The following is a 20848-nucleotide window of genomic DNA, read 5'->3' as shown; positions in this document are numbered from 1 at the left end:
GGATTTCTGACGAATAAGTCACCTCGAATGCAGTATCCCGTCGCATCATTCAGCGTTCCTGCGATTCCATCGACACATGCCATCAGATGCCAGGGCCGAGTGTGTCGCAGTGCGTTATGGCTAGAGGACGTGCCCAACGACTAGGCGCGTCCCAAGGGGGGGGATGTGCGTTTATATCCTGTACAGGCGAATGCTTTGGTCGCCGAGACTCCAGCCTCAAAGCAAATAAAGGTGACAACGCACTGTATCCAGCGACCTGTCATTCTCGCCGCCACCGCCAACAATTCGAGACATGCAGGTGCGTCGTTTCTGCTCACCACAGACGGCGGACATAGGAAGTACTTTCGTTACTGTCCAAAGCCGCCGCTCGTCACGATAATGGGCCGGAATTCCTCCTCTTCTCACGCATCCCGGCGTGTGTGTCAGATTCGGCTAGACCATTCTGGCTGGAAACATCGATGAGCCCACGAAAGCCTATCGAATAGCGGCACCATGCAGCACACCCACATCGCCTAAAATGGAAGATCCATAACCCATTCCGCAGCTCCAACAGCCCTGATTGACGGATATTGTGGATCGGCAGCACGCGATTTTTGCATTGGCATGAACGCACTGTCCAACCTGATTCTCCACGGGTGATCTGCCGGTTTCGATCTGCGACATTGAGGGTTGACCACACTAGCCCTCGTTGTGAGGGCACGTTGGCAGGACAATGATTAGCCGCAGCCAAGCATCGATCTTTCGGTTATTCTCCGAAGCCAATGCGGTCGCGCGACGGCATGGCGCTCTACTGAGATGGCGTGGATCTCACACATCAGGCGGGGCCATCAGGCGGTGCGGATGCCGCGCAGTCGCTCGGACCGTCGCCGCAGCAACTCGATCGTCGCGAGCGTGGTGATTGAGAACAGTATCAGCACTGTCGCGGCCGCAACTATGGTAGGACTGATCTCCTCGCGAATGCCAGAGAACATAACCCTCGGCAGGGTACGCCGCTCGGCACCTGCAACGAAGAGAGCGATCAGCACCTCGTCGAAGGAAGTCAGAAAGGCGAAGAGGGAGCCCGAGATCATTCCCGGAAGTATGAGCGGCATAGTGACCTTGATGAAAACCGTAATCGGCGAGGCACCGAGACCGGCAGCTGCTCGAGTCACAGAATGGTCGAAACCCGTCAGAGTTGCCGTCACCGTGATGACCACGAAAGGCGTGGCCAGCGCCGTGTGCGCGAGGATTAGTCCGGTATAGGTGTTGAGCAGCCCAAGATCGGCATAAAAGAAATACACCCCGGCTGCCGTGATCACTCCGGGTACGATTATGGGCGAGATCAGTAGGGCCATCACCGCAGTTCGGCAAGGGAAGTTCGGCCGGCTGAGCCCGAGGGCGGCTAGCGTACCCAGTAAGGTCGACAATAGTGTGACCGACGCCGCCACGAAGATTGAATTGTGCAGCGCGCCCTGCCATCGCGCGGTGAGGAAGAACTCCTGATACCAGCGCAAGGACAACCCCGAAATCGGGTACGTGAAGAACGATACGGAATTGAACGAGAGCGGGACGATCACGAGGATTGGTGCAATCAGAAACAACAGCACTGCCCCGCAGATCAGCCGGTGCAGGTAGTACCAACCCTTCACAATCGGAGAGGCATAGGTGGAAGTGTCTTTCGTTCTCATGCCGTCCCGATCCGATCAATGCCAACGATTTTACTGAAGACAAAGTAGACCAGAAGCGTCGCGCTGAGCAGGATCGCGCCTAGAGCCGACGCCATACCCCAGTTGAGCTCCTCGTTCATGTATCGGGCGATGAAGTAGCTAATCATTTGGTCGGCCGGCCCGCCAACGAGTGCAGGAGTTATGTAGTAGCCCAGGCACAGAATGAAGGTCAGTAGACAGCCGGCGGCGATTCCAGGCAGCGTAAGTGGAAAGTATACCTTCCAGAACGCGTAAAAAGGTCCAGCGCCAAGAGAACGAGCGGCGGTGACAAGGCTAGGCGAGATCGTCCTCATCACGCTATAGATTGGTAGCAGCGTGAAGGGCAGCTGGATATGGGTCATTGCTAATAGTGTCCCGGTACGGTTGAAGATTAGCTCGGCTGGTTGCGATATGATATGCAGCGTCATCAACAGATCGTTCACGACTCCGCGCTCCTGCAGGAGCACGACCCAGGCGGTGGTGCGCACCAGCACCGATGTCCAGAATGGCAGCACGACCAGGATCATCAACAGATTGCTGGTCCTGGGAGTTAGTGTTGCCAGAAGATAGGCCACCGGGAAGCCTAGCAGTAGAGTTGCAGCGGTCACACTGATGCTGATTCCAAGCGTTCGCAAGAACGCGTGGCGGAAAATTGCACTCTCGGGCGGCGTAGCGACGATCTTGTTGTCGGGCCCGTACTGGTAATCGACTGAACGCAACAGGTAAAAGGCCGTGTAGGGCGAACTTCCGCGCTTCAGCAGACTCCAGAGGTCGTGTTGCCCCCACAGCGGATCGATCTCGATCAGCGCCGCCTTGTAGGGGCCGGAGGAAAGTGCGTTCGCCTTGCGAGCAGTCGACGTCACTACGCTACCGGCCCCGGGCAGTTCATAGTTTATCCTCGTACCCACCCGGGCGGCGGTCCTCTGAGTCCAGGACTCCTTCAAGTCGCTCGCAAGCGCCTCATATGCAATTTCGTCCGGCAGGTCCTTGCCGGTCCAAGCGCTCAGCGCGGCCATGGTTCGCGGCATGAGCGTCAACAGCGTAGTGTCATGGACCGCGTTGAATACCATTCGGCCGATCGGTAGAGCGAACGTAATCAGGATAAAGAGGAGAAGTGGCAACACGAGCGTGAAGGCCCTTAATCTACGCCGCCGCTCGACCTGCCGCAATTTGATCCGCAGCGGAATGCCATCGCGACCAGCAATTTGAACGGCCATCATCGCCATCGACTTCTCTCTCAGTCTATCTTTTAGAGTGGGAGGAGGACTGTTTCCCGTCCGCCCTCTTCCCTTTCACGACCGCTATTTCGATACCCAAGCGGTAAAGCGCGCGCGCAGCTCATCGCCTTTGTCAGACCAGAAGATAGGGTCGATTACCAGCGCATTGCGCATGTTGTCAGGTGCAGTAGCAAGGTTGGGCAGGATGGCTGGATCGATCAACGCGATCGCGTCTCTATTCGCGGGTCCGTAAGCGATGTAGCGAGTGAGATCAGCCTGTGCTGCAGGCGTAGCGGCAAAGGCGATGAATTTATACGCCTCATCTCGCCTTGGAGCACCCTTCGGAATCGTCCAGAGGGTTATAGATATTTCCGCGGCGTCCCACATCATCCCGAAACGCTTGCCGGAGTTCTTGTTAGCGTCAAGTATTCGGCCGCTCGTCGCCGCTACCATGACGACCTGACCATCGGCGAGAAGCTGTGGCCCGTTGGCGTTGGTCGTGAACCAGATGACGTCCTTCTTGATCGTGTCGAGCTTTTTGAAGGCGCGATCGACCCCTGCAGGCGTGCGGAGCACGTTGTAGACGTCCTTGATGGGCACGCCGTCGGCGATCAGCGCCCATTCGAAAATGCCCCAAGGACTTTTGAATAGTCCACGTTTGCCGGGAAATTTCTGCAGGTCAAACAGGTCGGCGATCGTCTTCGGGCCGCTCGGCAACTTATCCTGGTCGTAGGCGACGACATAACTATAGGCATTGTTCGGCACGCCGCAGTCATTCTTGTCGCTGTCCGTGAACTTGGCGCGGTCTAGTCCCAGCTTCTTCCAGTCGATCACCTCAGTTAGACCCTCGGCGCACATTTGCGCAGCTTGGCCCGAATCGGCATGGACAATGTCCCAGCTCACCGTTTTGGACTCGACCATCGCGCGCACCTTCGCGATCTCGGCACTATACTCATCCTCGGTGATCTTGACGCCGTTCTGTTTTGCGTAAGGCTCATAGTAGGCCTTTCGCTCGGCGTTCTGATAGGCGCCACCAAAGGAGACGATTGTGAGCTGATCGCCCGCAAAGGCTGGCTTTGCCGGTGCAAGCAGCGCTCCCAGGCCCAGCGCAATTAGGGCCCCCGGGATCATCAATGACTTCATGATCATTCCACACTCTCCCCTCTATGCCGCTTCCAGACGGAGGCGGCGTTGCCAAGGACCAACCGCTTGCTGGCGTCGACCTCGGTCGAGGTCAGGACGCGTCCAGCGCCCGACAATCCTCAGTTTTCCAGCCGATAGTGATCAGCGCACCGACCTCAACCTGTGTTAGATCATCCGAATTTGGAAGCTTGACCACGAAATCATCATGGCCACACATCGAGACGCGGGTGCGAACATGGTCACCCAGATATATCAGCTCCGTAATCCGAGCGCTGAAGACATTTGGCAGTGAGCCCGGCGCCGGGTTCAGCTTCACCCGCTCCGGACGCAACGACAGCACGGTAGGCCGGCCAACCGCCTCAACATTGACGGCTAGGGCGTGCACACTAGCGGCACCTGGAAGTTCCACCTTGCAAGTCGCACCGCTCATCTCCACGACGTTCCCGTGCAGCCGGTTGTTTTCGCCTATGAACTGGGCGACGAAAGCGTTCTGCGGCTGCTCGTATAGTTCCGCAGGCGCAGCGAGTTGCTGGATGGCCCCGTCGTTGAATACCGCAATGCGGTCCGACATGGTCAACGCCTCGCTCTGGTCATGCGTCACATACACGACCGTGACGCCGAGATCCTCGTGGATGCGCCTGATCTCGAGCTGCATATGCTCACGCAGCTGCTTGTCGAGCGCGCCAAGCGGCTCGTCCATCAACACAAGCTTCGGATCAAAGACGAGCGCACGGGCGAGCGCGACGCGCTGCTGCTGGCCGCCGGAAAGCTGCCCGGGCCGCCGTTGGGCATACGCATTGAGCCGAACCATATCGAGCGCGCGCCTGATTCGGGCCTCGGTGTCGGCCTTGCGGATCTTGCGGACCTTGAGCGGGAAAGCAAGATTCTCCTCCACCGTCATGTGCGGGAAAAGCGCATAGTTTTGGAAGACCATTCCGATGTCACGCTTGTTCGGCGGCACGTTCTCAATCGAGCGCCCTTCCAGCAGGATCGAACCACGGGTTGGCGCCTCGAAACCGGCGAGCATCATCAGGGTTGTCGTCTTGCCGGATCCAGAAGGCCCCAACATCGTCAGAAACTCACCCTGAGCGATATTCAAGTCGAGATTTTTAACGACGAGTGTCTCGCCGTCATACGTCTTCTGAACGCCCGAAAACCTGACAAAGGCATTGTTAGTGCCCGGCATCGCGTATTCCTCCCGTGCGTCCCGGCTCTCGCACTGGGGCCTCTGTGTAAAACCAGACCGCGAAGTACTTGACGGATTTTGCAGCAATTGTTGTGCGACGAGATCTCAGGGATGCGCCTGCATAGGACGTCCGCGGCACACTCACTGCCCCCCCCAACTCTGCGTCATTCGAAGCCGCAACCTTTGCGATCGACGAGAGACCCATTCTTCAAAAAATATCCTATCGTCTAGCAGAGCTGATTTTCATTAAACTTGCCCCCCGGAAAGCCGAAATTGTGCACCGGATCAGTGATATCCGAGGGTTTATGCCAGATTGTGTTTTCGATAACGGACGCAGCAAGAATGCAGCAGCGAGCGCAGCGATCGACCGATATGAGCACTCAGAGGCTGCAGAACGATAGCAACGAGGAGTATATAGCTGCACGCAAATGGTACGCGACGGGCTAGGTCGCTGGACCCATCGCCGACAAAAGCACTCCACGCTGATCACCTCGGCAATCAGGCAGCTCGGTGAACACTGCGATCAATCCTGCGCTCGATAGCCTTCATGGGATGATCAGCCAGCTGGAGGGGGACCATTCGCGCGGCAGTTCGACCAGGTCAGCCACCAAGCGCCAATCCACTTTCCCAGGTAAGCCTGGCCGACTTGGCTGCTGACGTTCGGCACGCGTGAATTTTCATGGTGGTCGGGCCGGCATGATCCGCGCAAACTGTGCCCGCATTTTTCGGGCTTCCTCCCTCGGGCCTGCAAGCGCGCTGCAGATTCGCCACGCCCTTCTTCGCGCGCCGGCGAGCGAGCCCGGCTCTTTGTGTGATTCTCAGGTTTCTGTATGACCGTAGGCGCAAGCGTGACATTTCGGGTCGGTTGGCCGTAGTCACGCGTTCTGCGCTCATCCTGTACATGCCTCACGTAGCCAGCATCTGCGTCGCAGACTCGCGGGGTTTCTGCGTGTGTCTCCCGTTCATTGTCGCCGCTGATCATTTGCTCGCTTACGCGTGAGACGATCGCTGCAATGTTTCTTGAGCTGAGATGACGGATTTTCTTGAGCGCACCCACGGCGTCGGCCCGATCGCAAATAATGCCGGCACTCTACGCGACCTTGGTCCTACTTGGTGTTGACGCTGCGAGATCCATTCGGAGCTTTGCGACGAGAAATGCAAGCACCAACCAGCAGTCCTCCGACGCAAGTGAATGAGCGCTTGGGACCAGAGTCGGACGGTCAAGAATTTCGGCGGTGATTATCTTGCAAGCCTGCAAACGGACGCGCCGACGGTGATTGCGGATGTCACGTTCGAAGGGGGTTCGGCACTGGAATTGCCGACCCAAGCGGCATGCCGGATCCGATAGCTCCCGTGGTCTCAGTCAACAAGCACCGAAGCCTCGATCTTAGGTCCAAGATTACCACTACTTCTTTGAAATCCTGCTTGTACTCCCGTGGCACTTGCCATCGCATGCGGACGAACTCACGACAAGCAATTGCCACTCCTGTCCGAACTCTTTTTTTGACGCGGCAACACGACCGCAATTACGCGAATTGGTCGAGTCGATTCAGCAAAATCGTGATCAACAGGTCCGATGGGTTTCGCGAAGCGTTCGAAGACACGTCTCGCACAAGAACGCCCACGACTTTGATCACACCCTATCTCTCTACAAGCATCTCATGATACCACATTCCTAGCGTGGGGCGCGGCCGTATCTCGGCGCTGCTACGATTCGACCATGTTCCTTCGGCTCCTATAGGCGAAGTAACGCCGCGGCGGCGACAAGCGGCCATGATAGTATTTCGGAGAAGGCATGCGATCGTCATTGGACCCACTCCACCTGGGACGGGGGTAATTGCGCCGGCTACGTTGAGTGCGGGTTCAAAATCGACATCGCCGACCAATCGCTGCTTTCCTTCATTTTCCACGCGATTGATTCCCACATCAATGACGATCGCACCGGGTTTGATCCAATCACCGAGAATCAGGCCTGCCTGCCCTGCCGCGGCCACAAGGATGTCCGCGGAGCGACAGATAGAAGGGAGATCCTCAGTTTTGGAATGCGCTACTGTGACGGTGCAATTTTCTCGAAGAAGAAGTTGCGCGAGCGGCTTTCCTACGATGTTGGAACGCCCCATTATTACGGCATTGAGTCCAGCGAGATCTTCTTGAACGCTCTTGACTAGAAACAGCGCTGCTAGCGGAGTGCAAGCGATGAGCGCAGGCGAGCCGAGCGAGAGTCTGCCGACATTCATGGGATGAAAGCCATCGATGTCTTTCGCTGGATCGATAGCAGCAGTTATTTTTTGCGCATCGATGTGCGAGGGCAACGGCAATTGGACGAGAATGCCGTCCACATCGTGAGCGGAATTTAGACGGTCGATTAATGACAGTAGGTCAGATTCGCTCGTAGTGCTTGGCATTTGGTGATGAAACGATCGGAAGCCAAGTTCAATCGACCGGCGTACCTTGTTGCGAACGTACACTGAGCTGGCTGGATCATCGCCAACAAGCACAACCGCCAATCCGGGCGTAAGGCCCCGCTCAGAAAGATTTTCCACTGCATCTCGAAGCTCATAATGAATTTTCGCCGCTAGAGAGGCACCATCAATTAATTTGTTCCTAGCTGTAGCTCAGCGAGTCATCACGGACGATCATAGCGTGATTACCGGGCTATCACAGCATTGTAGCCTCAGCACGGAATTTTGTCGGATGACCATGACTTTTAGCTATTGTAAGAGGCGGCACGCGTGACGAGAGTGCCCTCTGCGACATCCTTTACTCGACTGTTGCTAGGATCATAAAATGGACGCAGCGATGCGCGCGCGGGTACGCGCACTCCTCCGACCTCAACTTCGAATTTCCCGCTTTCGAGAAGGAATGTGTCGCCGATGTTGCGTGACGTCTCGATATAACCCAGTCCTAAGCAGGTACCGATCGTGTGCCCAAACATCGCGGAGGTGACACGGCCTACAAGCTGACCTTCGAGCCAAATCGGCTCATTGTGATATATCAACACAGTCGGATCTTCCAGTGCGACGTGAATCATTCTTCGCCTTGGCCCCACCTCCCTCTGCCGTTGCAACGCATCGTGCCCGATGAAAGGTTGTGGCTTAGACCAAGCCACTGCGAACCCGAGCCCCGCTTCCAATGGGGTATCTTCGTCTGTAATGTCATGTCCCCAATGGCGATACCCCTTCTCCATGCGGAGAGAGTTCATTGCGTGATAGCCGGCAAGGCGCATGTCGAATGCCGCGCCCTCTTCGATTATCGAATCGAAGACTCCCTGAACGAACTCTGTAGGAATATACAGTTCCCACCCCAACTCCCCGACGTACGTGATACGGCTTGCTCTAACCCTGGCATAACCGAGATCGATCACCCGAGAGGTTGCGAAAGGAAACTCTGAGTTCGAGAGGTCAGCGTCCGTAAGCTTCGCCAGCAGAGCTCTGGATTTTGGGCCCATGAGACCCAGCACGCTGTAGGCGGAACTTACGTCGAGGGCGAACGCTCGAGCACCCTGGGGAATATGACGGGTCAACCAAGCGAAGTCTCTGACTTGCGTGGCGGCCGCTGTAATGATGAGAAAGCGCTTCAAACCTTCACGAGTGATGGTCAGGTCTGCTTCTATGCCACCGCGCTCGTTTAGCCATTGTGTGTAGACCATACGGCCAACTGGAACCGAAACGTTGTTCGCACATATCCTGTTCAGAACGGATTCGGCATCGTCACCCTCAAGGATGAATTTCGCAAAGGATGATTGATCGAACAGCCCGACAGATTCTCGCACAGCCCGGTGTTCCGCGGCCGAGTATTCGAGCCAATTCTGACGACCGTAGGTATAGTGGTATTTTGCCTCGCACCCAGTTGGAGCGAACCAATTTGGCCGCTCCCAGCCAGCGAGCTCTCCGAAGCAGGCCCCCCGCGCAAGCAAGCGATCGTGCAGAGGGGAACGCCGAACGCCCCTTGCTGTCTCAGGCTGACGAAATGGCCAATGCATCGCGTACAGCAGGCCAAGAGTCTCGACCGTACGATCCCTCAGGTACCGTCGGTTTGATTGGAATGGCATGACCCTCCGCACATCGACGTCCCAAAGATCCATTGGCGGATGACCATCAACTATCCAGTCGGCCAGAACTTTCCCTGCCCCACCCGCCGATCTTATACCGATAGAGTTGAAACCAGCTGCGACGAAGAGATTTCGCACCTCCGGCGTTTCGCCCAGCATATAGCGGTCATCGGGCGTGAAGCTCTCCGGGCCATTAAAGAACAACTGAATGCCGGTCTTTGCCAGTATCGGGACTCGACGAATTGCCCCTTCAAGTAGTGGCTCAATATGATCGAGATCGTCTGGTAGCGTGTCGAACTCAAAGCTTTCGGGAATTCCCTGCATACCCCACGGCTTTGCGATCGGCTCGAACCATCCAACCAACAGCTTGCCCGCGTCTTCTTTGAAGTACGTGCAAGCGTCACCATCTCGCAAGACCGGGAGATGCTTTTTAATTTCGGGGAGCATTTCCGTAACAATATAGAAATGCTCGGCGGCATGAAGCGGCACTGTGGTTCCGACTTTCGCGCCAAGGTCGCGCGCCCACATGCCCGCACAATTGACAACGAATTCGGCTGCTATTTCACCGGCGGGCGTTCGGACGCCGGTCGCACGACCGTTTTGGATGAGAATATCGGTAACGGTTGTGTTTTCAAAAATCTTCGCGCCACGAACCCTCGCCCCCCTTGCTAGCGCCTGTGTCGTATCCACTGGGTTGGTCTGACCGTCTTTTGGGAGGTATACCGCGCCAACAAGATCCTCAGCCGCCATCAAAGGCCAAAGATCACCCGCTTCCCTTGCGGACAGGACGTTGACTTCCAATCCGAAACATCGGGCCATCGAAGCGCCACGCCGGAGCTCCTCAAATCGCTCCTTGTTGTTGGCGATCGCAAGCGATCCAATCTGCCGATATCCCGTATTTTGACCCGTCTCGCGCTCGAGCTCACTGTAAAGCTCAGTGGTATATTGCGCCAATCGCGTGAGATTGCGGGTTGCGCCTAATTGGCCAACAAGTCCCGCGGCGTGCCACGTCGTTCCCGACGTAAGCTGCTTTCGTTCGAGCAGAACAACGTCTGTCCAACCACGAAGGGTCAGATGGTACGCGAGACTGCAACCCATTATTCCGCCGCCAACGATGACGACTTGAGCCGACTTTGGAAGAGGCGTCACATTCATGCCCTCTGGTTGGTCGTGAAATTTCTACACTTTTTTTCACCGTTGTGAATTATTTTTTTACAGTGAGGGTATTTTTTTCCAAAGTTATGCCCTCTATAAAGTCCAAGAGCCGTTCCACAGGGTTGCTCATAGTTGATTGTATGTAGGGAAACGCTCCTAAGTAGCATTACGAGAGCAGTTTCTTCCTTTGAAGGTCGATCGACCCGATGGCTATTAGATCGATACGCGCGGCTGCCGAATGGGCAGCTTCGGAATCCGGGTCCAAAATGGATTCAGAGGCTGCCGTGGGCGGGCAGATTCGTGAACTTCGCAAAATGAAGAGGCTGACCCTCACGCAAGTTGCGCAAGGAGCGGGAATTTCGGTCGGCTATTTGAGCCAAATCGAAAGAAACCAGTCCAGACTACCGATCGGGGTATTGAAAAAGCTCAGTGAGGTTCTTGGCGTGCATATGAATTGGTTCTTTAACGGCAACACGCAAGCCTCCTCCGGTGAGAGGGATATCATCGTACGTAAGGCGAATCGGCGACGGCTGACATTCACCGGACTGGGTATCGCAGAAGAGCTCTTATCGCCCAATCTTGCCGGCCCCCTCGAATTGCTTCTGAGCACCATCGAACCTGGCGCCGATAGTGGGGAGTACAGTCATGACGGCAATGAAGCGGGCATTCTGATCGCAGGTCGATTGGACTTATGGGTCGACGGAAAGAGGTTTCAACTTGAGGAAGGTGATAGTTTTTCATTCAGGAGCACCTCGCAACATCGCTGCGCGAACCCAGGAACAGTTCCAGCAAAAGTAATTTGGGTGATCACCCCTCCACACTATTAGCTCTAAATAGGGTCGTACGGCTTCTGAAGCGCAACCTAAAGCCCGCGCCAGCACAGGTGGAAAAACATTGGCCAGCATTGGCATAAAAATCATCGAGTGAGAGCGGCGACGAAGGTCGCGGTCTTCTAAGGGCATGCGGTACGCTGAGCTCAGCGCTCGCCGCGCGGGCAGCGATAGTAATGGCGCGCCATGTCGGTCGAGGCCAAAGTCTCATTGATGAAGTCGACGCCAGGATCAACCGAGGGCTGGCCTTCAATCGAACCTTGCCGGCGCTTCAACGCCTCCCTGGTCGCGCCTCGTGCCACCTTCTGAGCCAGCGGTCGACGCAAATCCTCGATCGAAAGATCGGGAGCCACCCTCAGTCAGGGTCGTTTCTTGTGCGCCTCGGTCCACCCAGCGCTTTTTCCTGATGATCGACATTCTGTGCATCTGCACAGGTGTTTTTGCATAAGAACCCTCCTTCGTGTTCTCGAGTCAATGCGCAACGATCCTCCTCATCACCAAACTACGAACTTCGAGACCCTCCTCGAGAGCAGACTTTTGGATATGACGCATCTGAGATGGCCCTAGCCGCGCCGATCGCGACAGCTTCCGCATCGAGTTCTTCGTAGGCTAGCCCAGAAGAAGGTTCGGAAAAACAGTTTTGAACTCGCTAGCTTGCGAGAGCGCAGTCGTTGAAGTTCGTGTTCAAAATAACAGCAGGCTTCTGGTCGGTTCTTCACAGAACTGAGTGCCTTTGAACAATCCCTTTCTTGGCCGCCTGCGCATTGCTGTGAGATTGCACTTCGATGCCGCTCTCGGCAGCGACACGATAATTCGACTGGAACTTGGCACCGCACGCGTGTTAGAGGAGCAATTCCTTGCGCAATCGTAACGTTCGAGCACGACGACAGGGAAGGTAGCACCTCAGAGCCGAATGAGGAACAGGAAGAAGCAGCATGAATGTCGTGCAATCATCCTCAGCTCTACTCTCGCCGGAGTTGATCGGGGGTTTCAAGAGGATTGTCAGTGACAAATATGCCGTCACGCGTGCAGCTGACATCGAGTCTTACGTCACCGAGCAGCGCAACCTGTACCACGGCCGCTCGCCTCTAGTGCTACGCCCCGGCTCGACGGCCGAGGTCTCGGCTATTTGCAAGCTCGCCACCGAGCACAGAATCGCGCTGGTGCCGCAGGGCGGCAACACCGGTCTCGTCGGCGAGTCAGACTCCGCATAATGGCGAAGTCGTGGTCTCGTTGCGCCGCATGGACACGATCCGCGACATCGATATCTCTTCCAACACGATGACCTGCGAGGCCGGCGTGGTCTTGCAAGTGGCCCAGCAAAAAGCCGCCGAAGTGGATCGGCTGTTCCGGCTGTCACTAGGCGCCGAAGGCAGCTGTACGATTGGCGGCAATCTCTCGACTAATGCGGGCGGCACCGCGGCCCTCGCGTACGGGGTAGCGCGCGAGATGGCGTTAGGGCTTGAGGTCGTGCTAGCTGATGGGCGTGTCCTCAACGTGCTATCGAAGTTGAAGAAGGACAATACCGGTTACGACCTGCGTAACCTATTCATCGGCGCCGAAGGCACGCTCGGCATAATCACGGCTGCGACGGTCAAACTCTTTCCAAAGCCGCGAGCGATCGAGACTGCGCTCGTCGGGCTGAAATCGCCCGACCACGGGCTCAGGCTGCTCAACATCTCTCAGAGCGAAGCCGGGGGCACGCTGACGAGCTTTGAGTTGCTCTCTGAAATCGCGGTGGATTTCTCGACCCGCCACGGCATCGACGTCAGGGATCCGCTGTCGGACAAACATCCTTGGTACGTGTTGATGGAATTATCCTCGCCGCGCGACGATGCCCGCGCAACGCTGGGAGCGATCCTTGGGCGCGCCGTGGAAGAGGAGATCATAGACGACGCCGTAATCGCGGCCACTTCCTCGCTCGCTGGGATGACGTGAATGCGTTGATCTACGAAATTGTGCTCCGGATGGGCGGCTCGATCTCGGCCGAACACGGTATCGGGGTGCTCAAGCGCGACGAACTGCCGAAGGTGAAAGACAGGACGGTGATCGAAGTGATGCGGTCGATCAAGATTATGCTTGATCCGCTGGGTATCATGAACCCTGGCAAGGTTCTGTAAGAACGGCCAAGTTCTTTTCTGAAAACGTTCGATAACTCGGACAGTCAACACTGTCATAAACTCCACGTGGACGCTCGCAATCCGGAGAGACATTCGGAAGCGGGTTTCTCAAGAATAGAGTTTGATCTGGCTGCAGGATGTTGGAGTTACTGGTATCCAGCCCAACCAAATTGTCGCCGCTGAGCCGCCCTTGACGTGGAGTTGATCCACGAGGGTTGCGCCAGATTTGCCGTCCGGACCCGGGGGGCTTACTTCGTTTCGCGCTCAACAATGAAGCGCTGTGTGGTGATAGCCTCCTCGATTGGACCGTTTGTCAGTACCGGCGCAGAAGCTTCTGTGTGCGCACGCTCCCTGGTCCAACACGCCAAATGACTTCGATCGCTACCTTTTGGTAAATAGCTGGACGCTCAAGAGGAAGAGGATACTGAGCCAAAGCAGCCAACAATCGCGGTGAAAGACGCTCGATGCCGAATGCAAAAACTACTTCAAGGCCCGCCCTAAAGGTGAGAAGGGAGATTGGCTCCAATGCACAACCGGCTGCACTCAGTTGCGCGAGCCTAAAAGCGGGGCCAACGCGACGTTTTCGCGCTTGAAGTCGACGCCAGCAGGCGGTGAACTGTCGTGCTCACGCGCAACGCGGTGGCCGGCGTAGACGGCTGCGGCGATCGTGCCAGGAGCGAGGCAATCGCCGGTCGCGACAAGCTTTCGGATGCCGGCTGCCGTCACAGCCTCTGGCCGCGCTCTCAGTGTTTGCTCGAGCTCGTCAGTCGGGGTCTGAGCGGTGATGAGCACAACACTCGCCGCCGGCAAATGCTGAGTGCGACCAGTATAGACGCAGGCGGTCTCGATCCCGTTCGCGTCCAAACCCGTGACGGTCTTTGCCGTCATGATAACGACGCCTAGCTCGATCAGCCGTCGCTGGATTTGCGCCTGCTCGAGGGTGAACTGGGTGAAGGACGAGACGAGGCTCTCGGGCGTGATCAGCGTCACGCTCAGCCCTGCCGCCCGCAACTTCTCGGCGATGACGCCGCCCATATAATAGTGATCGTCGTCGAAAATAACGACCGGCCCCTCGGGCAACGCGCCCTCCAGGATATCGTCCGGCGTGTAGATCCGCGTCCGGTCGAGCCCGGGCATAGCGAACGCATGTTGGCGGCCGACGCCATCGCGCCGCCATCGCGCGCCGGTCGCGAGGACGACGACCGAGCATTCGGTGGCAAGCACGGCCTCGGCATCGAGCCGACTATCGAGATAGATCCCGACATTCGCTAGCTTGTGTAGCTGGGTGACGCGCCAATCGCGCACCCGCCCCCATGTCGCAAGGCCGGGAAGCCGGCACTCGCGCGCCACACGCCCGCCTAGCTCGCGCCTCGCTTCAGCCAGCAGGACCTCGTATCCGCGTTGTCCGAACGCCCGGGCGGCTTCCAGCCCGGCCGGGCCGGCGCCGACCACGAGGATCCGCTCGTCGCCAGTCTTCGGTGGAATCCGCTCTGGATGCCAACTGCGCCGCCATTCCTCGCCCATCGTCGGGTTCTGGGTACAGCGCATCGGAGCTCCGAGCTTGTCGCCGGAGACGCAGATATTACAGCCGATGCATTCGCGGATGTCTTCGAGCCGCCCCTCCTCGATCTTGCGCGGCAGGAACGGGTCAGCGATCGAAGGACGGGCAGCACCAATGAAGTCGAGCCTGCCCTTGCGGACAAGCGACGCCATGTGGTCCGGCGAGGTGTAGCGGCCGACACCGACCACCGGCTTCTTGGTCAGCGTTTTTACGAAAGCGGTAAAAGGCTCTTGATACCCCTCCTCTTTGAAGCGGGCGGTCGCGCTGTCGTTTTCCCAAGTACTGACATTGACGTCCCAAAGGTCGGGGAGCTCAGCAAGAAGCGCGACGATCTCACGGCCCTCGTTCTCACTGGTGAGACCCGCAGGGCCTATCAGCTCATCGACGGCAAGTCGGACGGCAACCGCGCAGGTATCCCCGACCGCTTCCCTAGTGTCCTCAATCAGCTCGCGCAGCAGGCGTACCCGGTTCTCAAGCCTGCCGCCATATTCGTCGCATCGTTGATTGAGGCGGCGCGAGAGAAAATGCATCGGCAGCGAGAGATCATGGCCGGCATAGACATAGACGAGGTCGAATCCGGCCTTGCGCGCGTTCAAAGCGGCGCGGCGGTGCCAACCGCGATAGGCTCGGATATCCGCCTTGTCCATGGCCCGCGCCGAGACCGGCATGACACCGTAAACCGGGCGGGCCGAAGGGGCGAGCGGGATCTCTCGCGATTCGAGGTTCGGGACCCGATAGCCGTTATGCACCAGCTGGATGCCAGCGAGGCTGCCGTGGGCATGGATCTGCTCGGTCGCGCGAGCGAGATAGGGGATGTCCTCATCGTCCCACAGCCGGACTTCCCTGGTGTTGTTGCCTGTGGGATGAATGTCGCATTGCTCAGTGCAGACCACTGCCCAACCGCCCTCGGCTTTTACACCTCGCATCACCGCCATAGGCGTAGGCCAAGCACGGCCCATGCCGTTGCAATGCGGCACCTGATAGAAGCGGTTGCGCGCGGTCACCGGGCCGATGCGTATGGGCTCAAAGAGAACGTCGTAGTGTGGATCCCGACTCATGACTCAGCGCTCCATGATGATCCGCAGGAAGTCTCGCGCCCGCAGTTCGCGCAGATTGCGCCTAAGATATGCTCGCGCGCTCCCACTTGGCCGGCAGAACCCATCTCGCGCGTCACGACCATCACAGCCATGAGGCGGTTCACTAATTCGCGGAACATGTTGATGCTACCTCTCTCCCACCATTCGGTGGATACCATGCAGCGGCGCTTTAGTGCCGCCGGACATGATCGCGCCTCGGCGACTTTGGGCTCGGCAACCGCCGCGCTCGCCCCCGTCAGAGCGGCTTGCCAAGATCACGGCTGAGCCGCCTTGGGCCGACTGCGAACCGCGACCGCGCACCCGATTAGCCATGGCCTCAGGCCCGGACAAGTCTCGTAGAGTTGGAGCTTACCTTCCGAAGGCTGCAACGAAGCGCCCTCCGCAGCGATGGCGAAGCGTCGCGGCTCAGACGCGGCGATTTCATAATCGGCTCCTCGGTGAATTTTTCGACAAGAGGTTGATCTTCAGGCTAACTAAAAACCGGCATCAATTTTCGCAAAGACCAGCCGATCGACGCACGATTTGAGCAAGGAAATAGCTGAACTCGATGACTTTCATCAACGCCTTGCTCGATCGAACGGCGACAGCCGAGGCCCGCTCCACACCGAACAATCTTGGGCAGCGAGAGGTGCTGTTTGAGATTTCGATCCAGAACTAGGCCGCGCGCCAAGTGTCGACGTGCTTCCTCACTCGCCTGTGGATGCTCGCGCTGGGGACAAAGTCGCTCGCTTGGACTAGGCAGCTGATGAGTAGCTGGAGTGTGGGCTTGGGAGACTCTACTTGAAGATAAATCAGATATGGCACCAACCCATCGAGCCGGAATCTCAGATTTGCGCTCCAACAGTCCTGCTACCCTCCGATCGTCTGGCCGCCTCCGGCAAGCGGCGCGTGCGGACAACGCCCTCTCATAGGCGATTGTGGCGCATTCAGAATCCGAAGGATAGCCCTTATAGGCGGTTCCGATTGGCAACAGATGCAGATAGGTGAACAGATCTGATTGCCCACCTCCACGATACTTGGCGCTTCCATGCCGAGTATCGGCGTCCCCTTTACGACCCGACTGAATTGGCCTGCAACGGTTTGCACCGAGCAGATAGGTGAGCCCGCAGAAACCACTGTAGAGGTGTCCACACCGGTCGCGGTGGTCCGTTAACGGGGATAAGCCCTTGTCTCATCAACGAGCGAATCGACCTGAGAGTCCGAACGATAGGCAGGCAAGAGCATGTAGCAAAGCTCGGGTATCAGCCCATTTACGGACGGCGGACATCCGCAACAAGATCTGAAGATCAGGACCTATCTTTACCACCCCTCGTCGCGCTTGGCATCCATGGCTGCGGCCACACTTATCTTATCGTGAGCTCGCCGGCTGGTCGATGACCGTGTTGCCGAATTCGTCGGCGGCGTCCTGATCGTTTGGAAAGCTGGTAGTCCAGATGTACAACTTGCTGATCCGCAAAGGGGCCACGACAGTCCAGCTAATGTTGCCGGGCAGAAACGAAAGCGCGATCATCAAACGTTTCAGCACGCAACTTCGTGAGCGACCAAAAGGAAAGCGATTGATGAACCGGCCAGCCGGCCGAACGGGGAAAGCCCAGCAGCACCGCTTATGCTTTCCCGGCGTTGCTCAAGAAAAGCTGCTTCATGGCGTTAGGCTGCACTCCGACAACTCCTTTTTTCACTGGGGTCAGGTGGTCGTAGAAGTATCCATAAAGGTGAGGCGATTGGTCGAGCAGAAGCCGCTCGATCTTGCCCGAGACCTCCCGCTTTGCATCAAGGTCGAGCTCGGCAATGTAGCCCCTGACTAGCGCGTCAAATTGCTGGTTCTTGAAGTGGGCCGCGTTCCAGGGGCCTTCGCTCATTAGCGCCCCGGTGAGATAGACGTTAGGCACACCGCGATGAAACCAAGCCGTGATTCCCATCACCGAATCGAGCCAGTACGACTTGCCGAACGACCCATCGCCAATATAAGAGTGATAGTCTAAGAGGTTGAGCTTAAAATTGATGCCGATCTCCTTGCCCCAGCTCTGGATGAGCTGCGCGTAGCCTGGAATCTCTAGATACTGTGCTCCACTGAGCGTAACCTCAAAGCCCTTCTCCATACCCGCTGCCTTGATGAGCTCTTTCGCCTGAGCAATGTCCTGCTTTCGTTGCGGCACTGTAGGATCGGTTGAGGGGTATATGTTGGCGAAAGGACTGTCGTTGCCGGCCACTGCGCGCCCCTTCATCAAGCCCTTCACCAACTTCTCCCGGTCAAGGCAAAGCGCTACCGCCCGGCGTACGCGCGGGTCCCTGAAAGGCTCCATGTCGCAGCGCATGTGGACCGCCTGATGCGCTGCCGACTTGATGCTGATGATATCGACAGTCGGATCGGTCAGCAGCGCTACACCGGCAAGCGGAGGCAGGGCATTGATGATATCGACTTGCCCTCCCTGAAGCGCCAAGATTGCCGGCTGGATATCAGCGAAGAAGGTGAACTCGGTCCGAGATGGTAGCGGCTTTGGTCCCCAGTAATTCTCGTTCGGGACGAAGCTCGCTCCCACCTTTGGGGTATATTTGTCAATTTTGAATGGCCCAGTGCCGTCCCAGGACTTCTCGAAATCCCCAGCGTAGGACGCTGGTAAGATGATCGCGTTATAGTTGTCCGAGGATACGAGATAGGGGAAATTACCGTTGGGAGCATCAAGGTGGAATTCGACCGTATAGTCCTCCACTTTACGCGTGCCGCCCTTCTCCAGGAAGCCTTTAAGTGCAGATAATGCGTTGGAGCCAATCTTCGGGTCCGCCAGGCGATCAAAAGTGGCCACCACATCCTCGGCCTTCATCTCGCCACCGGAATGGAATTTGACCCCCTTACGTAGAGTGAAAGTCCAGACAGTGCCGTCTTGATTGGGTCTCCAGCTTGTCGCAAGGCAAGGCTTCAAAACGAGGTCCGGACCGTCGATGCACAGGAACTCGCCTACCTGCTGCAGCATCAATATTCCACCTTCGGCGCCATTGGTCACTGGGTCGATAGCCATGGTTGGCATCGCACAAGCGACTCGGATTATGGTGCCCGGTTGGGCGTTCGCCCGAGCCAGCGCAGGCGCCCCGCCGAAGCCAGCTGCCAGCGCGACGCGCCCGAGAAATGGCAACGACAAGCCGAGCAAGCTGCCATGCCGCAAGAACTCTCGACGGCTTACGTGGCCGTCGATGTAACCGTCAATAAGGTGGTTTTCTAGAGGCGTGAGGCCGGAGCGAAGACCATCGAGCATCCAAGCGTTTCTTGTCATCGCGAGTCCCTCCCGGTTTTTCTGTCGCTGATTGTTCACTTGCCGACTGATCATTTTCGGCTTTTTTCGACGGTTTATGCCGAAAGTCGGCGCAATCACGCTATCGATCGCAAGTTATGCGCTCGCGGCACCGATCCGCAGTGGAGCGGCATAGACGCCGCTGTTGAATTCGATGACGCGCCAGTCGTTATCGCGGATAGTGCGGGCTTCGGCGCGCCTTGTGAAAGAACGACCATTGCCCTCATCGAGCGCGATATCAAGAGCGCCGCGCTCGGTCACAACTGGGACCCATCGCGGTCCGGTTGGTCCCTATACAATTGCTGTATTGGAACAGGCCGTCCAGGGCGCGTGGGCTGCCTTCCATCATTACCCGCACAAGTTAGTTCAGCGCGGATTTCGTCATGACAGTCCAGCCGTCTTGCGAGATGCCGGCCGCGACCGCCACTACTTAGCGCCCACGGTAGTCAGACGACGAGAAACTGCAGTCGAGGCGACTTATTCACCAAAAGCCTGCGCCCAACCGTTACATTTTGGTGCAAACCGCGATGTTTCTAGGTGTCATATGTTTCGAACAGGAGTCCGAGAATAAGCGGACGAGGGCGGAATGGGAGGTACCATCAGAGCGCTGGACATGATTAGATCTACAATCAGCCGCCGTCGCATACTCCGCCGCCTAATGGGAGAAAGCGGCTTGCCCCCGAGCCGACTATGGGTGCCCGATCATGTGGCTGTGCAATCCAACTGCATTTTGACGGCGATTTACAGAACAACAGCGTCGAACCCGACCACGCATGTAGCTGATGTTTCGGAATAGGGAAGCTGGTCTCAATCTGTGCGTGACTCACTCGCCCAATTAGTTTCGCGCGCAAGGTGGACTAGTTGCGCTGAGTCCCTGATCTACACCGATCCTATCCATCCTGACACTAAGGCGTTGCTCTCTGCGGTTCCGGTATCGGCCCGCCAAGGCGGAGCGCGCGAACTAGCATTAACATCGTGAGAGGCGATGTGCCGAGCGTGGCTAATCCACGTTCGGAAAAGAGGAGGAACTTCCATGAGACGAAACGTTGGCCTGCTCGATACTCTTCGTGCCGGCCTCACACCGATCGAGAACCATTTAATTGACGGTTACGTCGATGGCCGCGTGAATCGCCGCGAGTTTTTGCGGCATGGCAGCGTTCTTGGCTTGTCGCTGCCCTTCCTTGGGCAGGTTACACTGGCGGCCGGCTTTGGCACTGTGCCGTCGCTGGCTAGGGCTGCAGTTCAACCCGGAGCCACGATCCGAGTCGCAAGTGAAACGCCCAAAACCGCGATTGATCCGATCCGCAACGCCAATTGGGGTGTGTTGCTGTTTCAGCAGGTTGGCGAATATCTCTGCGTCGATGGACCTGACCTCGTGCTGAAGCCCGGTCTGGCGACGAGCTGGAAACCCAATCAGGATGGCACGATCTGGACATTCACGTTGCGTAAAGGGGTGAAGTTCCATTCTGGCGGCGAGATGAAGGCCGATGATGTTATTGCAACTATCGACCGACTG

The 20848-nt window shown here is 57.3% G+C and carries 13 protein-coding genes and 1 pseudogene; 3 read left to right on the top strand and 11 right to left on the bottom strand.

Going from position 1 to position 20848, the window contains the following annotated elements:
• Positions 1-827: 827 nt before the first annotated feature.
• The 6 genes from SO139_RS40655 to SO139_RS40630 all read right to left on the bottom strand — a co-directional run bounded on the left by SO139_RS40655 (position 828) and on the right by SO139_RS40630 (position 10437).
• Complete coding sequence (locus SO139_RS40655) at positions 828-1667, bottom strand: ABC transporter permease (RefSeq protein ID WP_498541803.1); 840 nt, start codon at positions 1665-1667, stop codon at positions 828-830.
• Positions 1664-2911 (bottom strand): ABC transporter permease, encoded by a 1248-nt coding sequence (locus tag SO139_RS40650; RefSeq protein ID WP_498541802.1) that lies wholly within the window; start codon positions 2909-2911, stop codon positions 1664-1666. Before SO139_RS40650 ends, SO139_RS40655 begins: the two co-directional genes overlap by 4 nt.
• Before the next feature lie 75 nt (positions 2912-2986).
• The gene (locus SO139_RS40645; RefSeq protein ID WP_498541801.1) at positions 2987-4051 is read right to left on the bottom strand and encodes an ABC transporter substrate-binding protein; all 1065 of its coding nucleotides are present in this window, start codon (positions 4049-4051) and stop codon (positions 2987-2989) included.
• An 85-nt stretch (positions 4052-4136) separates the two neighbouring features.
• Entirely contained in the window at positions 4137-5231 is a 1095-nt protein-coding gene (locus tag SO139_RS40640) for an ABC transporter ATP-binding protein (protein WP_498541800.1), read from the bottom strand.
• Positions 5232-6871: 1640 nt separating this feature from the next.
• Complete coding sequence (gene folD / locus SO139_RS40635; protein ID WP_498541805.1) at positions 6872-7825, bottom strand: bifunctional methylenetetrahydrofolate dehydrogenase/methenyltetrahydrofolate cyclohydrolase FolD; 954 nt, start codon at positions 7823-7825, stop codon at positions 6872-6874.
• A 113-nt stretch (positions 7826-7938) separates the two neighbouring features.
• On the bottom strand, positions 7939-10437 hold the full coding sequence (locus SO139_RS40630) for a GcvT family protein (RefSeq protein ID WP_498541799.1): 2499 nt from the start codon (positions 10435-10437) through the stop codon (positions 7939-7941).
• Positions 10438-10721: 284 nt separating this feature from the next.
• On the opposite strand from SO139_RS40630, the gene SO139_RS40625 reads away from it, so the two are divergent.
• Positions 10722-11264, top strand: a complete 543-nt coding sequence (locus tag SO139_RS40625) for a helix-turn-helix domain-containing protein (protein ID WP_498541798.1) — start codon at positions 10722-10724, stop codon at positions 11262-11264.
• Between the two features lie 149 nt (positions 11265-11413).
• Here the strand turns inward: SO139_RS40625 and SO139_RS40620 are convergent, their stop codons facing one another.
• Positions 11414-11620, bottom strand: a complete 207-nt coding sequence (locus tag SO139_RS40620; protein ID WP_498541797.1) for a hypothetical protein — start codon at positions 11618-11620, stop codon at positions 11414-11416.
• Positions 11621-12202: 582 nt separating this feature from the next.
• On the opposite strand from SO139_RS40620, the pseudogene SO139_RS40615 reads away from it, so the two are divergent.
• A pseudogene (locus tag SO139_RS40615) lies at positions 12203-13387 on the top strand (FAD-binding oxidoreductase).
• Positions 13388-13930: 543 nt separating this feature from the next.
• Here the strand turns inward: SO139_RS40615 and SO139_RS40610 are convergent.
• From SO139_RS40610 to SO139_RS40595, 4 genes are all read right to left on the bottom strand, one after another.
• Entirely contained in the window at positions 13931-16006 is a 2076-nt protein-coding gene (locus SO139_RS40610) for an oxidoreductase (protein WP_498541796.1), read from the bottom strand.
• A 1387-nt stretch (positions 16007-17393) separates the two neighbouring features.
• Entirely contained in the window at positions 17394-17570 is a 177-nt protein-coding gene (locus tag SO139_RS40605; RefSeq protein WP_498541795.1) for a hypothetical protein, read from the bottom strand.
• A 79-nt stretch (positions 17571-17649) separates the two neighbouring features.
• Positions 17650-19314, bottom strand: coding sequence for an ABC transporter substrate-binding protein (locus SO139_RS40600; RefSeq protein ID WP_498541804.1), 1665 nt, complete (start codon positions 19312-19314; stop codon positions 17650-17652).
• A gap of 114 nt (positions 19315-19428) precedes the next feature.
• Positions 19429-19593: a hypothetical protein gene (locus tag SO139_RS40595; RefSeq protein ID WP_498541794.1), complete on the bottom strand. Its 165-nt coding sequence runs from the start codon at positions 19591-19593 to the stop codon at positions 19429-19431.
• A 772-nt stretch (positions 19594-20365) separates the two neighbouring features.
• Here SO139_RS40595 and SO139_RS40590 point away from each other — a divergent pair.
• Positions 20366-20848 (top strand): ABC transporter substrate-binding protein (locus SO139_RS40590; RefSeq protein ID WP_498541793.1); only part of this gene is annotated, 483 nt, incomplete at its 3' end.

The organism is Bradyrhizobium sp. UFLA05-89, assembly GCF_059803475.1.
This window is presented reverse-complemented; position numbering and strand designations above follow the sequence as displayed.

What these genes read in the sequence shown, in the direction of transcription:
- SO139_RS40600 (WP_498541804.1), bottom strand. Translation starts at nt 19,314, where the DNA reads ATGACAAGAAACGCTTGGATGCTCGATGGTCTTCGCTCCGGCCTCACG.
- SO139_RS40640 (WP_498541800.1), bottom strand. Translation starts at nt 5,231, where the DNA reads ATGCCGGGCACTAACAATGCCTTTGTCAGGTTTTCGGGCGTTCAGAAG.
- SO139_RS40630 (WP_498541799.1), bottom strand. Translation starts at nt 10,437, where the DNA reads ATGAATGTGACGCCTCTTCCAAAGTCGGCTCAAGTCGTCATCGTTGGC.
- SO139_RS40610 (WP_498541796.1), bottom strand. Translation starts at nt 16,006, where the DNA reads ATGAGTCGGGATCCACACTACGACGTTCTCTTTGAGCCCATACGCATC.
- SO139_RS40650 (WP_498541802.1), bottom strand. Translation starts at nt 2,911, where the DNA reads ATGGCGATGATGGCCGTTCAAATTGCTGGTCGCGATGGCATTCCGCTG.
- SO139_RS40655 (WP_498541803.1), bottom strand. Translation starts at nt 1,667, where the DNA reads ATGAGAACGAAAGACACTTCCACCTATGCCTCTCCGATTGTGAAGGGT.
- SO139_RS40645 (WP_498541801.1), bottom strand. Translation starts at nt 4,051, where the DNA reads ATGATCATGAAGTCATTGATGATCCCGGGGGCCCTAATTGCGCTGGGC.